11 protein-coding genes and 1 rRNA gene are annotated in these 13,689 nt (G+C 59.9%); 4 read left to right on the top strand and 8 right to left on the bottom strand.

Annotation, left to right across the window (positions count from 1 at the left end; genetic code table 11):
* Positions 1-48: 48 nt before the first annotated feature.
* The 4 genes from yidC to rpmH all read right to left on the bottom strand — a co-directional run bounded on the left by yidC (position 49) and on the right by rpmH (position 2,666).
* Positions 49-1,704 carry a membrane protein insertase YidC gene (gene yidC / locus HW466_RS17270; RefSeq protein WP_059448380.1) on the bottom strand — a complete coding sequence of 552 codons (1,656 nt, stop codon included), beginning with the start codon at positions 1,702-1,704 and terminating at the stop codon, positions 49-51.
* Positions 1,705-1,712: 8 nt separating this feature from the next.
* Complete coding sequence (yidD, locus tag HW466_RS17265) at positions 1,713-1,979, bottom strand: membrane protein insertion efficiency factor YidD (RefSeq protein WP_059448379.1); 267 nt, start codon at positions 1,977-1,979, stop codon at positions 1,713-1,715.
* A gap of 75 nt (positions 1,980-2,054) precedes the next feature.
* Positions 2,055-2,516 (bottom strand): ribonuclease P protein component, encoded by a 462-nt coding sequence (gene rnpA / locus HW466_RS17260; RefSeq protein ID WP_059448378.1) that lies wholly within the window; start codon positions 2,514-2,516, stop codon positions 2,055-2,057.
* A gap of 15 nt (positions 2,517-2,531) precedes the next feature.
* Positions 2,532-2,666: a 50S ribosomal protein L34 gene (gene rpmH / locus HW466_RS17255; RefSeq protein ID WP_004198824.1), complete on the bottom strand. Its 135-nt coding sequence runs from the start codon at positions 2,664-2,666 to the stop codon at positions 2,532-2,534.
* Between the two features lie 421 nt (positions 2,667-3,087).
* On the opposite strand from rpmH, the gene dnaA reads away from it, so the two are divergent.
* From dnaA to gyrB, 3 genes are all read left to right on the top strand, one after another.
* Positions 3,088-4,665 carry a chromosomal replication initiator protein DnaA gene (dnaA, locus tag HW466_RS17250; RefSeq protein ID WP_059448377.1) on the top strand — a complete coding sequence of 526 codons (1,578 nt, stop codon included), beginning with the start codon at positions 3,088-3,090 and terminating at the stop codon, positions 4,663-4,665.
* A 170-nt stretch (positions 4,666-4,835) separates the two neighbouring features.
* Positions 4,836-5,942: a DNA polymerase III subunit beta gene (gene dnaN, locus HW466_RS17245; protein WP_059448376.1), complete on the top strand. Its 1,107-nt coding sequence runs from the start codon at positions 4,836-4,838 to the stop codon at positions 5,940-5,942.
* A gap of 191 nt (positions 5,943-6,133) precedes the next feature.
* Positions 6,134-8,608, top strand: a complete 2,475-nt coding sequence (gyrB, locus tag HW466_RS17240; RefSeq protein WP_059448375.1) for a DNA topoisomerase (ATP-hydrolyzing) subunit B — start codon at positions 6,134-6,136, stop codon at positions 8,606-8,608.
* 263 nt (positions 8,609-8,871) lie between these two features.
* Here gyrB and HW466_RS17235 read toward each other — a convergent pair whose 3' ends face one another.
* The 3 genes from HW466_RS17235 to dcm all read right to left on the bottom strand — a co-directional run bounded on the left by HW466_RS17235 (position 8,872) and on the right by dcm (position 12,299).
* Positions 8,872-10,197 carry an MvaI/BcnI family restriction endonuclease gene (locus HW466_RS17235; RefSeq protein WP_151005117.1) on the bottom strand — a complete coding sequence of 442 codons (1,326 nt, stop codon included), beginning with the start codon at positions 10,195-10,197 and terminating at the stop codon, positions 8,872-8,874.
* A gap of 238 nt (positions 10,198-10,435) precedes the next feature.
* Positions 10,436-10,942: a very short patch repair endonuclease gene (locus tag HW466_RS17230; protein WP_059869902.1), complete on the bottom strand. Its 507-nt coding sequence runs from the start codon at positions 10,940-10,942 to the stop codon at positions 10,436-10,438.
* A 70-nt stretch (positions 10,943-11,012) separates the two neighbouring features.
* Positions 11,013-12,299, bottom strand: a complete 1,287-nt coding sequence (dcm, locus tag HW466_RS17225; RefSeq protein ID WP_151005119.1) for a DNA (cytosine-5-)-methyltransferase — start codon at positions 12,297-12,299, stop codon at positions 11,013-11,015.
* 757 nt (positions 12,300-13,056) lie between these two features.
* Here dcm and HW466_RS17220 point away from each other — a divergent pair.
* Positions 13,057-13,356 carry a hypothetical protein gene (locus tag HW466_RS17220; protein WP_170296683.1) on the top strand — a complete coding sequence of 100 codons (300 nt, stop codon included), beginning with the start codon at positions 13,057-13,059 and terminating at the stop codon, positions 13,354-13,356.
* Positions 13,357-13,590: 234 nt separating this feature from the next.
* Here HW466_RS17220 and rrf read toward each other — a convergent pair.
* A 5S ribosomal RNA gene (gene rrf, locus HW466_RS32300) occupies positions 13,591-13,689 on the bottom strand; the annotation flags it as partial.

Below are 13,689 nucleotides of genomic sequence, written 5' to 3'. Positions count from 1 at the left end.
TTTTCTCGTGCATCGCGGGCGGCTGGCCGCCCGCGTGCGGGACATCCATCAGGCCTTCTTGCCGCCGCCGAGCTTGCGCGTGATGTAGTACTGCTGCGCGATCGACAGCACGTTGTTCACGACGTAGTACAGCACCAGGCCGGCCGGGAAGAAGAAGAACATCACCGAAAACGCGATCGGCATGAACTTCATCATCTTCGCCTGGACCGGGTCCGGCGGCGTCGGGTTCAGGCTCGTCTGCACGAACATCGACACGGCCATCAGCACCGGCAGGATGAAGAACGGATCGCGCTGCGACAGGTCGTGAATCCACAGAATCCACGGCGCGCCGCGCATTTCGACCGAAGCGAGCAGCACCCAGTACAGCGAGATGAACACCGGGATCTGGATCACGACCGGCAGGCAGCCGCCGAACGGATTCACCTTCTCGGTCTTGTACAGCTCCATCAGCGCGGCGTTCATCTTCTGCGGATCGCTCTTGAAGCGTTCGCGCAGCGCCTGCATGCGCGGCGTGATTTCCTTCATGCGCGCCATCGACTTGTAGCTCGCGGCCGACAGCGGGAAGAACACGGCCTTGATCAGCACGGTCAGCAGCACGATCGCCCAGCCCCAGTTGCCGACATAGCTGTGGATCTTCTCGAGCAGCCAGAACAGCGGCTTCGCGATGATCGTCACCCAGCCGTAGTCCTTCACGAGCTCCAGGCCCGGCGCGATGCCTTCGAGCATGCGCTCTTCTTCCGGACCGGCGAACAGGCGTGCCTGCACGTCGGCCGACTGGCCCGGTGCGATCGCGGCCACAGGCTGCTTCACGCCGACGCGGTACAGCGACGGATCGATCTTTTCAGCGTAGATGTCGCGCTTCACGCCCTGCTGCGGAATCCAGGCCGACGCGAAGTAGTGCTGCACCATCGCGACCCAGCCGTTGTCGGCGGAGGTCACGTAGTCGGCCTTGTTCTTGTCGAGGTCGCTGAAGTTGATCTTCTGGAAGTGCTTCGCGTCCGTGTAGACCGCCGGCCCGAGGAACGTATGCGAGAACATCGGCGTTTCGACGGCCGTGTTGTCGCGCACCAGTTCCATGTAGACCGTCGGCGTGACCGGTGCGGTGCCGACGTTGTCGATCTTGGTATCGACGCCGATCACGTAGCTGCCGCGCGTGAACGTGTAGGTCTTCACGACCTTCACGCCGCCCTTCACCGGCGATTCGAACGACAGCTTTAGCGTGTTCTGGTCGCCCGTCAGCGACGTCGAGCCCGGGTTCAGCTGCGTGTAGACGTCGTTGTGGTTCGGGAAGTCGCCGCCGAGCAGCCCCGAGCGCGCGAGATACGTGTGGCCGGCCGTGTGGTCGAACAGCGTGATGTACAGGTCGGGCTGCTTGCCGTCGCCCTGCTTCTTGAGCGTCAGCTTCGCGAGCGTGCCGCCGCGCGTGTCGATTTCGCCGTCGTACACGTCGGTCGAGAACTTCACGAGCTGCGCCTGCGCGGCCGGTGCCGTCGTCGACGGTGCCGCGCCCGCGGCCGCGGCAGGCACTTCACCTGCGGTCGTCGTCGCGCCCGTGCCCGATGCACCGCCGGCAGCCGCGGGGGCCGTCTGCGTGGCGCTCGGGAAGAACATCGACGGGCGTCCATGGTCGCGCTGCCAGTTGTCGTACAGCATGACAGCTGACATGAAGAAGATCACCCATAGGACGGTGCGTTTGATATCCATGCGTTGTCTCAGAGTCGATGGGACCGCGCGTCGGCTTCGCCGCGAGCGCGAGTGTCGGAGTTGGGCGGCGGGACGAGGTCGATGCCGCCCGCGGAAAACGGATGGCATCGGCACACGCGCCTGACGGCGAGATACGTGCCGCGCGCGGCGCCATGATACTGGATTGCCTCGCGCGCGTAATCCGAACAGGAAGGATAAAAACGGCAACGGTCGCCGAGCATCGGGCTCACGGCAACCTTGTAGAAGCGCAGCAACGCGATCAATACCGTTTTCATACCTTGGGCGGCGCCGTTCGACGCCGCGTCAAAACCGGCCGGGCGGGCGCGAACGCCGCACCGCGAACGGATGCGTCACTCGGACGCGGGCTTCGACGCCCGGCGCGCGATCTCCCGGGCCGCCCTGTCGAGCAGCTCGCGGATTTCGGTCGCGCACATCGCCGCGAGCGGGGCGGAAGCCGCGCTCGGCAGCGCTTTCTTGTCGAAGCGCGTGTGCTGCCGCAGCAGCAGGTCGTAACCGGCGAATTCGGCGCGGCGCAGGCGAAACGCTTCGCGCGCCAGCCGCTTCACGAGATTACGGGTCACTGCACGCGGCGCATACTTCTTCCCGACGACGAGCCCCAGGCGGGCAGGCTGGCCGGTCGGCTTGCCGTAGATCACGAAGTGCGCGGAGCGCCGCCAGGGGCGCAAACGAAAAACGGATGAAAATTCATCCGTTTTCAGAAGTCGCGCAGCTTTCGGGAAGGCGGCTTTCGTCTGCGACGGATTCGCACCCGGCTCGACGGCACCTTCCGCAGGACTGCGGACGGCGGACACAGCGCGCAACCTGCCTTAGATGGCGAGGCGCTTGCGGCCCTTCGCGCGGCGAGCGTTGATGACCTTGCGGCCACCTGCCGTCTTCATGCGGACACGGAAGCCATGGGTGCGCTTGCGGCGCGTCACGGACGGTTGGTAAGTACGTTTCATGATGTTCTCACTTGTTCGAGAATGTCGAAATTCAGGGGACCGCGTGCCCTTAACCGGAGGCATTCGGGCGAACGCAATCGCCGGGAATACAGGATTGGTTTTCGCGGAACCCGCTATTTAAACCGTTTTTCTCTTGACGGTCAATACTTTACGAGTCGTCCGCCTGTGCCGGCCCGCGCCGATCCGGCCCCGCGGCCCACAATCGCAGCCTGTGGATAAGTCCCGCTGTGGCCGCGTTTGGCGGTAGAATCTCGCCTTATCTCCAAGAATCCCGCACGCCGCTTCGGCCCGCGCCTGCCCCTCCAGCACTGTGACGCAGGCGTCCGACGCACGCTCGCACGACCGCTTCGGGCCTTGTTGCACGACCGCGACAAGGGCGCCGGCGAGCCGCGCTGTGCACGCAAAAAACGACAGTTACTTGATGAACGATTTCTGGCAACACTGTTCCGCACTGCTGGAGCGCGAGTTGACGCCCCAGCAGTACGTGACGTGGATCAAACCCTTGGCCCCGGTGGCCTTCGATGCGTCGGCGAACACGCTGTCCATCGCCGCGCCGAACCGCTTCAAGCTGGATTGGGTCAAGAGCCAGTTTTCGGGCCGGATCTCCGATCTGGCCCGCGAATTCTGGAACACGCCGATCGAAGTCCAGTTCGTCCTCGATCCGAAGGCCGGCATGCGCAGCGCGCCCGCGGGCGCCGCAGCGGCCGCCCCGCGTGCGCCGCTGGCCCCGAGCGGGCCTGCCGCGACGGTCGCCGCGATCGCCGCCAACCTGACCGCCAATGCATCGGCCGCGCCCAGCGCGCCGGCCGACGTGCCGATGACGCCGTCGGCGGCCGCCGCGCACCACCTGAACGCCGACGACGCCGACATCGACCTGCCGAGCCTGCCCGCGCACGAAGCGGCCGCCGGCCGCCGCACGTGGCGCCCGGGCCCCGGCGCCGCACCCGCGAACGGCGGCGAAGCCGATTCGATGTACGAACGCTCGAAGCTGAACCCCGTGCTCACGTTCGACAACTTCGTGACCGGCAAGGCGAACCAGCTCGCGCGCGCCGCCGCGATCCAGGTCGCGGACAACCCCGGCATCTCGTACAACCCGCTGTTCCTGTACGGCGGTGTCGGCCTCGGCAAGACGCACCTGATCCACGCGATCGGCAACCAGCTGCTGCTCGACAAGGCCGGCGCGCGGATCCGCTACATCCACGCCGAGCAATACGTGTCGGACGTGGTGAAGGCGTACCAGCGCAAGGCGTTCGACGACTTCAAGCGCTACTACCACTCGCTCGACCTGCTGCTGATCGACGATATCCAGTTCTTCTCCGGCAAGTCGCGCACGCAGGAAGAGTTCTTCTATGCGTTCGAGGCGCTCGTCGCGAACAAGGCGCAGGTGATCATCACCAGCGACACGTATCCGAAGGAAATCTCGGGCATCGACGATCGCCTGATCTCGCGCTTCGACTCGGGCCTGACCGTCGCGATCGAGCCGCCCGAGCTGGAAATGCGCGTCGCGATCCTGATGCGCAAGGCGCAGTCCGAAGGCGTGAACCTGTCGGAAGACGTCGCGTTCTTCGTCGCGAAGCACCTGCGCTCGAACGTGCGCGAGCTCGAAGGCGCGCTGCGCAAGATCCTCGCGTATTCGAAGTTCCACGGCCGCGAGATCTCGATCGAGCTGACCAAGGAAGCGCTGAAGGACCTGCTGACCGTGCAGAACCGGCAGATTTCGGTCGAGAACATCCAGAAGACCGTCGCCGACTTCTACAACATCAAGGTCGCCGACATGTATTCGAAGAAGCGTCCCGCGAACATCGCGCGGCCGCGGCAGATTGCGATGTACCTGGCGAAGGAACTCACGCAGAAGAGCCTGCCGGAAATCGGCGAGCTGTTCGGCGGGCGCGATCACACCACCGTGCTGCACGCGGTGCGCAAGATCGCCGACGAGCGCAGCAAGGACGCGCAGCTCAATCACGAGCTGCACGTGCTGGAACAGACGCTGAAGGGCTGAGCGCGCGCACCGCGCTTGATAATTCGGCCTCCGCCCCAATTTAAGGGGGGCCGTTCGGTTTTGAGGCACAATACAGGTTTGACCGCCCCGGTGGTGGCGGGCCGAGAGCCCGGCCGGCGGGGCGCTGCGAGGCTGCTGCGCTGCAGGCCGTTACTCAACGAAGGAACTCTATGCAACTGGTCAAGACCGAACGAGACACACTCCTCAGGCCGCTGCAAACGGTCAGCGGCATCGTCGAACGCCGCCATACGTTGCCGATCCTCGCCAACCTGCTGATCACCAAGAACGGCCCGGACGTTTCATTCCTGTCGACCGACCTGGAGCTGCAGATCACCACGCGCGCCGATTTCGGCGTCGGCGGCGACCAGGTGGCCACCACCGTCGCGGCCCGCAAGCTGCTCGACATCCTGCGCGCGATGCCTGACGGCCAGGTCACGCTGTCGCTCGCCGACAAGCGCCTCACCGTCCAATCGGGCAAGAGCCGCTTCGCACTGCAGACGCTCGCGGCCGACGAGTTCCCGACCGTCGCGCAGGCGAAGGATTTCGGCGCGACCCTGAGCGTCCCGCAGAAGTCGTTCCGCCAGCTGCTCGGCATGGTGCACTTCGCAATGGCGCAGCAGGACATCCGCTACTACCTGAACGGCATGCTGCTTGTCGTCGACGGCGACCAGCTGATGGCCGTGGCCACCGACGGCCACCGCCTCGCGTTCTCGTCGATGAAGATCGAGGGCGGCACGTTCGGCCGCCAGGAAGTCATCGTGCCGCGCAAGACGATTCTCGAGCTGCAGCGCCTGCTCGAGGACATCGACGACACCGTCACCATCGACATCGCGCAGACCCAGGCGAAGTTCACGTTCGGCCAGGTCGAGCTCGTGTCGAAGCTCGTCGAGGGCAAGTTCCCCGATTTCCAGCGCGTGATCCCGAAGGCGCACAAGAACACGTTCGAGATCGGCCGTGAAGAGCTGCAGCGTTCGCTGCAACGCGCGGCCATCCTGACCTCGGACAAATTCAAGGGCGTGCGCTGCATCGTCGCGCCGGGCCAGCTGAAGATCATGTCGACCAACGCCGATCAGGAAGAGGCGCAGGAAGAACTCGAAATCGCCTACCAGGGCGATACCGTCGACATCGGCTTCAACGTCACGTATCTGCTCGACGTGCTCGCGAACCTGAAGGTCGACACCGTGCAGGTGAGCCTCGGCGACGCCAGCTCGAGCGCGCTGATTACCGTGCCCGAGAACGACGAGTTCAAGTATGTCGTGATGCCGATGCGCATCTGACGCGCTCGACATCGCGACACACACCAGGGGGCGGCAAGCCCCTTTGGCGTTTTTATGGCGAACCGACAACCCGCCCTTTTAGTGCCTTTTCGGCACTTCGGGCGGGCCAGGAAACTGGAGCGGCCCGGCGATTTCTCGCTGAAACGCACCGCGCCGCCACCTGAGTGGCCTCGCAGAACCGGAAGATATCCATGAGTGAACAGCACAATTCGCAACCCGATAACAGCAGCTACGGCGCCTCGTCGATCCAGATCCTCGAAGGTCTGGAAGCGGTGCGCAAGCGCCCCGGGATGTACATCGGCGACACGTCGGACGGCACCGGTCTGCACCACCTCGTGTTCGAGGTGCTCGACAACTCGATCGACGAAGCGTTGGCCGGGTACTGCAACGACATCCACGTGACGATTCACGCCGACAACTCGATTTCCGTGACCGACAACGGCCGCGGGATCCCGACCGACGTGAAGATGAACGACAAGCACGAGCCGAAGCGCAGTGCTGCCGAGATCGTGATGACCGAGCTGCATGCCGGCGGCAAGTTCGACCAGAACAGCTACAAGGTGTCGGGCGGCCTGCACGGCGTGGGCGTGTCGTGCGTGAACGCGCTGTCGAGCTGGCTGCGCCTCACCGTGCGCCGCAACGGCAAGAAGCACTTCATGGAATTCCATCGCGGCGTCGCGCAGGATCGCGTGCTCGAGAAGGTGGACGGCGAGGAAGTGTCGCCGATGCACATCATCGGCGATACCGAGAACCGCGGCACCGAAGTGCATTTCATGGCCGATCCGACGATCTTCGGGACCGTCGAGTATCACTACGACATTCTCGCGAAGCGCATGCGTGAGCTCTCGTTCCTGAACAACGGCGTGCGGATTCGTCTCACCGATCTTCGTTCGGGCAAGGAAGACGATTTCGCGTTCGCCGGCGGTGTGAAGGGCTTCGTCGAGTACATCAACAAGACGAAGAGCAACCTGCATCCGACCATCTTCCACGTCAATGGCGAGAAGGATGGCGTGGGCGTGGAAGTCGCGATGCAGTGGAACGACAGCTACAACGAAAATGTGCTGTGCTTCACCAACAACATTCCGCAGCGCGATGGCGGCACGCACTTGACCGGCTTGCGGGCCGCGATGACACGCGTCATCAACAAGTACATCGCTGACAACGAAATCGCGAAGAAGGCGAAGGTCGAGACGACCGGCGACGACATGCGCGAAGGTTTGTCGTGCGTGCTGTCGGTGAAGGTGCCGGAGCCGAAGTTCAGTTCGCAGACGAAGGACAAGCTGGTTTCTTCCGAGGTTCGTGCGCCGGTTGAGGAAGTCGTCGCGAAGGCGCTGGAAGAGTTCCTGCTCGAAACGCCGAACGACGCGAAGATCATCTGCGGCAAGATCGTCGAGGCTGCGCGTGCGCGCGATGCGGCGCGGAAGGCGCGGGAAATGACGCGCCGCAAGGGCGTGCTTGACGGCGTCGGCCTGCCGGGCAAGCTCGCGGACTGCCAGGAGAAGGATCCGGCGAAGTGCGAGATCTACATCGTCGAGGGTGACTCGGCAGGCGGGTCGGCAAAACAAGGGCGCGATCGGAAGTTCCAGGCGATCCTGCCGCTGCGCGGCAAGGTGCTGAACGTCGAGAAGGCGCGCTACGACAAGCTGCTGTCGTCGGAACAGATCGTCACGCTCGTGACCGCGCTCGGCTGCGGGATCGGCAAGGACGATTACAACCTCGAGAAGCTGCGTTATCACCGCATCATCATCATGACCGACGCGGACGTCGACGGTGCGCACATCCGGACGCTGCTGCTCACGTTCTTCTATCGCCAAATGCCGGAGATGGTCGAGCGCGGGTATGTGTATATCGCGCAGCCGCCGCTTTACAAGATCAAAGCCGGGAAGGATGAGCGGTATCTGAAGGACGATACGGAGCTCAATGCACATATGCTGCGGTTGGCGCTGCAAGGGTCGGAGCTGGTGCCTAGCGAGAATGGTGTGGCGATTTCCGGTGATGCGCTTGGGGAGCTGGCACGGTCGTATCTGCTGTCGCAGAGCGTCATCGACCGGTTGAGCCGGTTGTATGACCCGGCAGCGCTCGAGGCGATCATGGATGGCGTGGCGATCGATCTGTCGAGCGAGGCTTCTACGGAGGCTTCGGCGAAGGCGCTGCATGCGGCGTTGCATGATGACGCGCTGAAGAATGAAGTGCGCGTGGTGCCTTCGTATGATCCGGTGCGGGAGCTGCGGTCGCTGCGCGTTGAGCGGGCGCATCACGGGAACGTGCGCGTTTCGGTCATCGATGAAGAGTTCCAGCATACGGCGGATTATCAGCAGCTGGTGACGACCGCGAAGACGTTTGAAGGGCTGATTCAGGCTGGGGCGGTGATCAAGCGTGGTGAGCGCAGTATGGCTGTGAACGACTTTAAGAGCGCGATGAAGTGGCTGCTTGCGGATGCTGAGCGGAACGTGTCGAAGCAACGCTATAAGGGGCTTGGGGAGATGAACCCTGAGCAGCTGTGGGAAACGACGATGGATCCGACCGTGCGGCGTCTGCTGCGCGTGCAGATCGAAGACGCGATTGCGGCGGATGGGATCTTTACTACCCTCATGGGGGATGAGGTCGAGCCGCGTAGGGCGTTTATTGAGTCGAATGCGTTGCGGGCGGGGAATATTGACGTTTGATGAAGTTTGGGAACGACTTATGACCACAAATGTAGGCCCATAAATGGAAATTTAGGGGCCTACTTTTTTACTGTGGGCTTAATGAACGGTCGTCGGCCGTCCTTCCACGCTTTGACTGTGGTCGAGCCACGGTATCGACCTCTCGGCCTTTAGGCCGGGCTTGGGCCGAGTCGCGATCAGCGTCGCGGCGACATCCCGTCTCCATCATCACGTGATGGATTACGATGTGCGAAACGCTTCGACATAGATTGATGGTACCTCCGTTAGCATTTCTCGTCGCCAATGTCGATCGATTCAAAATTTTGATACAAACATGCCAAATCCTTTACTCCAATTCGAAACTGACTTCTCGCCTTTGTTTTAGAATTTTGCATACTTGCTCGTTCGATTTTCGGAGCGGGATCGTAAATTACCTTGCCATCTGAAAGGGCTTTCAAAAACAGTCCGAATTCCGTGCCTTCACCCAGCAAGACCGGTGTTTTGTAACTATAATCAAATGGCAAATTTAACGATTTCGTGTATGGAACATAGGCTGCCGCCGCATGTTTTCGCGCCCATTGCTCGACAAGCCCTGAATATGTCCATTCCGCGGACACGTCACCCTTATCGTCAATTAGCCTAATTCCACCATCCACATCAATGATTTTTTTTGATCTTTCATCGAAACCTACAGTGACAAGAGTGTGGCCCGACGATTTCGCTGGCACACCAACTTTATGGGAACCCGTGAAGTAAATAACATCGTTAGGTAAATTTCGTCCGTATTTCCGGAGAAAGGCCTCCACGCCATTTTTACCGTAATACCCGGCATCCGGCTCCGGCGTCATCAAGGTGATCCTTGATCCACTGTATGCCTTCAACTCCCACCCCATAAAGTCTGGTGCAGAGCGCCCGTTTGGCACAATACCGAACAAGGCCTCGAGCGTATATCCACCGCCATTTCTTGCCGAATAGACGACTCGATTTCCGGTACGATCGAGCTTCATCGACGGGTGCGGATTAGACTTGTAAATCTCGCGCAACCGTTCAAGCAATTGACTACGTGCATCGGGTCCTTCTTTGAGCGTGATCTCGCGTAGTGTACCGGCATCGGGCTGCGCGGCTCCCATGCGGTCTCGCATAGCAGCTGCAATAGGTGAAGCTGCCGCAGCCAAGTATGCAAACACGGAATTGTTCGAAACGCCCAAGAAGAGTATTCGGCCGTCGGACCCATTGTTAAATCGCCGCTCGCTCTTTGGTATTGGACGGAGCATCATCGCGGGGGCAAGCGGACAACCTCTCAAAAAACCGGAAAGCCGGACCTCGGGATACTTTGGATACAAAATTAACTGCGCACCAGGAGCAGCGGCTTTTCTGCCATCACCGTCAATCCAAAACAGCGGGATGTCTGCCTTGAAATTAGGGACTTTTACGCTTGCTTCGGGGCGAATAGTTCCAAAAACCAGCAATTGTAAAACTTCGAAGCTTTTTCCAAGATATATCTGCTGTTTGCTATTGTCGTTTTCGGCTAGAAACTTGCAATAAATGTGCTGAGCGCCATGTCCTGCTAGGCAGTGAAGCAATCCGTCCAGCGTCTCGAACTCTCGCAACCCCGTTCCCCTTTTTCTGTGTTGAATGAGTCTTGGTCACCACGCGAGCCAGCGATTGATCGAGGCATATCTAATATGCCTTGAAGCAGATCCGCGTATAGTCCAAGACTATCGCAACGCACCATATGAGAGTGCACGTTGACAGTTGCTCGATTATAACTTAGGGGCGTTGACCAGATGATGGCAACCACTATTTCGGGGACAATACCAGTCAATTGGCATTTGAGCTGGGAAGGGGTTAATCCAAATCTTTCGCAGACTCGGCCCTTGAAATCAAGGAGTGAGGCGTGCCATCCGAACCAATTTCTGCGCTCGGTGCTCCACCAGTAATCCATTGCACGATCGTGTCGATGAGCAAGGTATCTGAGTCGATCAACCGGGCCTCTCGTGTCGCACATTCCCAGATGACCAGCACTCGCCAGCCGAGCGACTGCACAATATCGCGAACGGTCTGGTCTCTTCGACTGTTCTTCAGTAGCTTTTCCTGCCAGAACCCGGTCCGGCTTCCAGGAAGCTTGAAGTATTTGCAGTCGTGCATGTGCCAAAAGCAACCGTGCACAAATACGACTGCTCGATACTTGGGAAATACCATATCCGGCTTTCCCGGCAGGTTTGGCGAATGCAAAAGATATCGAAGGCCTCTCGCGTGCAACGCGCGTCGCACAAGCATTTCCGGTTTGGTATCTTTGCTGCGAATACCAGACATCATGCGGCTACGGGTCTCCCTGTCGACAATATCCGTCACGCACGTCTCCGCATTTCAGAAGTTACCGCCAAGAGGCCACGCGACAGCCAGCTCTCGCCGCTTGCCACCATCAAGTTGTCGCCACTTGGTGATCGGCACACTGGTCTGTAAAGAGATCTCCGATAACCGGAACAAAGGCATCTTCTACAATCCAGGGCTTAACAATCCGAGCAACTTCCCTGAATACCGGCATAACAACCGAATTTCCAAACTGCTTGTACGCGCGCGTGTCCGACACCGGGATCACAAAACTGTCAGGATATCCCATCAATCTTGCGCATTCACGAGGCGTCAGACGCCTCGGATTCTTTTTCTTTTGCGCTACTAGAATCTCGGAGCCGTCCTTGTAGTAACGCGCAGACAGTGTGCGAGCAATGTCTTGCGGGCCGACGAGACCGTATCCGAAGCCGTTGCCCTTCGCCCGATGCTTCGCAGCATAATCCTGTAGGTACTTCCAAAGATTGGGCGTCAATGTGTACTTGTCGTTGACCTTCCGGGCTTCATGGTCAAAGTATCGATCTCCATCATGCTCGAGCCGCGGCTCGCTACCATCCACCTTATGCAGAATGTCTTTCATCTTCACTTGGCCCTTCTCCGGCAACTGAAGTGAGTCCCAGCTAAATGGAGTCGGCTCGCGAAACCCGACAATTACGATCCGCTCGCGGTGCTGCGGCGTCCAGTGCTGACCGTCGATGATACGGTAGTGAACGTAATAGCCCAGTTCGTTCCGCAGCGTCCGAATAATCACGTCGAAAGTCCGTCCCTTATCATGGGACTGCAGGTTCTTGACATTCTCTAGCACAAATGCCTTCGGGCGTTTTTCCTGGATGATTCGTGCAACGTCAAAAAACAATGTGCCCTGCGTCTCATCTTGGAAGCCGTGGGCCCGCCCGAGTGCATTTTTCTTGGATACCCCGGCGATGCTGAATGGCTGGCAGGGGAATCCAGCAAGCAATACGTCATGAGAGGGAATGCTTTTTTCGTCGACATCCGTAATGTCGCCGTGAATCCGCATCCCGTCCGGGAAATTTGCATGATAAGTTTTCTGCGCGTAGCTATCCCATTCGCTGGTAAACACGCACCGCCCGCCGTTGAGCTCGAATGCCTTGCGTATCCCGCCTATGCCTGCAAACAGGTCAATGAAGGTGAAGTCCGCAGTCGCTGCGGTCGTTCCGAACGGCTGCAGCATCGATTTGAGGGTGTCGACGACATAAGGCTTCGGCGCAGTAGCTTCCGAGAGCCAACGACTGACCGTTGAGTGCCCTACGCCGAGCCGCTCCGCAATCTCCGTTCGGGAGAAGTAGCGCGCCGCCTCTTGCAGGTACTGAAGTGCCAAAGTGTTGTCAGGGGATTTCATGGATTCGCTGGGAATTTTTCGTGCATGTTGCTGACTTTGATTCCCGGAGTCAAGCAAGAGTTGACTAACCGCTCCGAGAATCGCGGACCTCCTTCTGTAGCGACCATCTGACAGGAAGCATGAGAACGTCGTAAGGTCCAAGCAGGGTGCTCAAGCGCCCAATGGGCACCTGCGTACATGGTGAAAGCCTCAGATGGGTGGAGTCCATATGTCGTTCGACAGACCTTGACCCAAGGTCAACTGCGACGAGTACGGCTGGGGTTCAAGATCGCTCCGCCAATGCACACTCGCCAAATCGCGACATGGGCAACCGACGAGGTCGACCGAGGTTGAGTGAAGGTGCTCGGGCAAAGGCAAGGGTGACGGGTCAATGGAAGTTGCTATGCGTTCCCTGCAGCACGAGATTCAGGAGATGCGGTTGCTGCGCTATATATGGCCCGTCGCATTCGGCCCACGCGTCCCGCTGCTCTGCGGCGAGGGAGCATTCGGTCGTCACGCGTCGAGCTTCCAGAACACACTGGCTCCGGCGCCGACCCCAAGCATTTCGACTATTTCGTCGCTAGTCCCATCCACTTGGCAACGCGAAGTTCCAAGCACTAATGGTCCCTATACCGTTCGGCAAATTCGCTCGTATTGATGTCATAAAGCGTTCTTCTTCGCGTAGACTGAACCAGCATCACCGCAAAAAAGCGCGGGCCGCATAGGCTGCCACCCATACGACCCGCTGACCACAACCAACTCACCTCAGGAGTCGGAAATGGCTGTCGCCCATATTAAAGCGCTGTTCCGTAAGCGCAAGCAGCAAGACCCGAAAACTGTGCTTCAGATGATCCTCCGCAGCACGCCTGACAAGCCCAAGCGAGGCTGGCCGTACCTGCCTTGGATGGCCGTCATCGATGCACACTTCAAGCTGTTCGGATTCGAGCCTGGTGATCGCGTCTATCTCGAAATCAATCACAAGACACGGCAGATCCATATCACGCCGGACTATGGCGATCTTGATTTCCGCGAGCAGCCTTACCATCAAACGACTGGCCCCAGCCCGTTTGCGCGCTAAGTAGCAAGGGCCGCTTCGTGTGGCCCGCACCGCATCTGTGGATTGCTCAGCGTCCTTATCGGTCTGCAATAGCGGCGCAGTCCAACGGACGATCGTCGACAACCGTCACAACGACAATCGACTGACCGATAACCCGGATCGGCAGGCCGTTTGGCTCAGGGTCGCCCGCGGCAAATCCGGCCACAAATGCAAAAACCCCCGCCTGTTTGGGCGGGGGTTTCTGGCTTGAGGGGAGCCTGACGATTACCTACTTTCACACGGGAATCCGCACTATCATCGGCGTAGAGTCGTTTCACGGTCCTGTTCGGGATGGGAAGGGGTGGGACCGACTCG

The sequence above is a fragment of the Burkholderia territorii genome (genome assembly GCF_902833055.1).
Classification (GTDB): Bacteria; Pseudomonadota; Gammaproteobacteria; order Burkholderiales; family Burkholderiaceae; genus Burkholderia; species Burkholderia territorii.
Note: the sequence above shows the minus strand (reverse complement) of the source record. Positions and strands in the feature narration are given on the sequence as shown.

Coding starts and splice junctions, on each gene's coding strand:
- dnaN (WP_059448376.1), top strand. CDS start 4,836: ATGCAACTGGTCAAGACCGAACGAGACACACTCCTCAGGCCGCTGCAA.
- rpmH (WP_004198824.1), bottom strand. CDS start 2,666: ATGAAACGTACTTACCAACCGTCCGTGACGCGCCGCAAGCGCACCCAT.
- dnaA (WP_059448377.1), top strand. CDS start 3,088: ATGAACGATTTCTGGCAACACTGTTCCGCACTGCTGGAGCGCGAGTTG.
- yidC (WP_059448380.1), bottom strand. CDS start 1,704: ATGGATATCAAACGCACCGTCCTATGGGTGATCTTCTTCATGTCAGCT.
- dcm (WP_151005119.1), bottom strand. CDS start 12,299: ATGAAATCCCCTGACAACACTTTGGCACTTCAGTACCTGCAAGAGGCG.
- HW466_RS17220 (WP_170296683.1), top strand. CDS start 13,057: ATGGCTGTCGCCCATATTAAAGCGCTGTTCCGTAAGCGCAAGCAGCAA.
- yidD (WP_059448379.1), bottom strand. CDS start 1,979: ATGAAAACGGTATTGATCGCGTTGCTGCGCTTCTACAAGGTTGCCGTG.
- gyrB (WP_059448375.1), top strand. CDS start 6,134: ATGAGTGAACAGCACAATTCGCAACCCGATAACAGCAGCTACGGCGCC.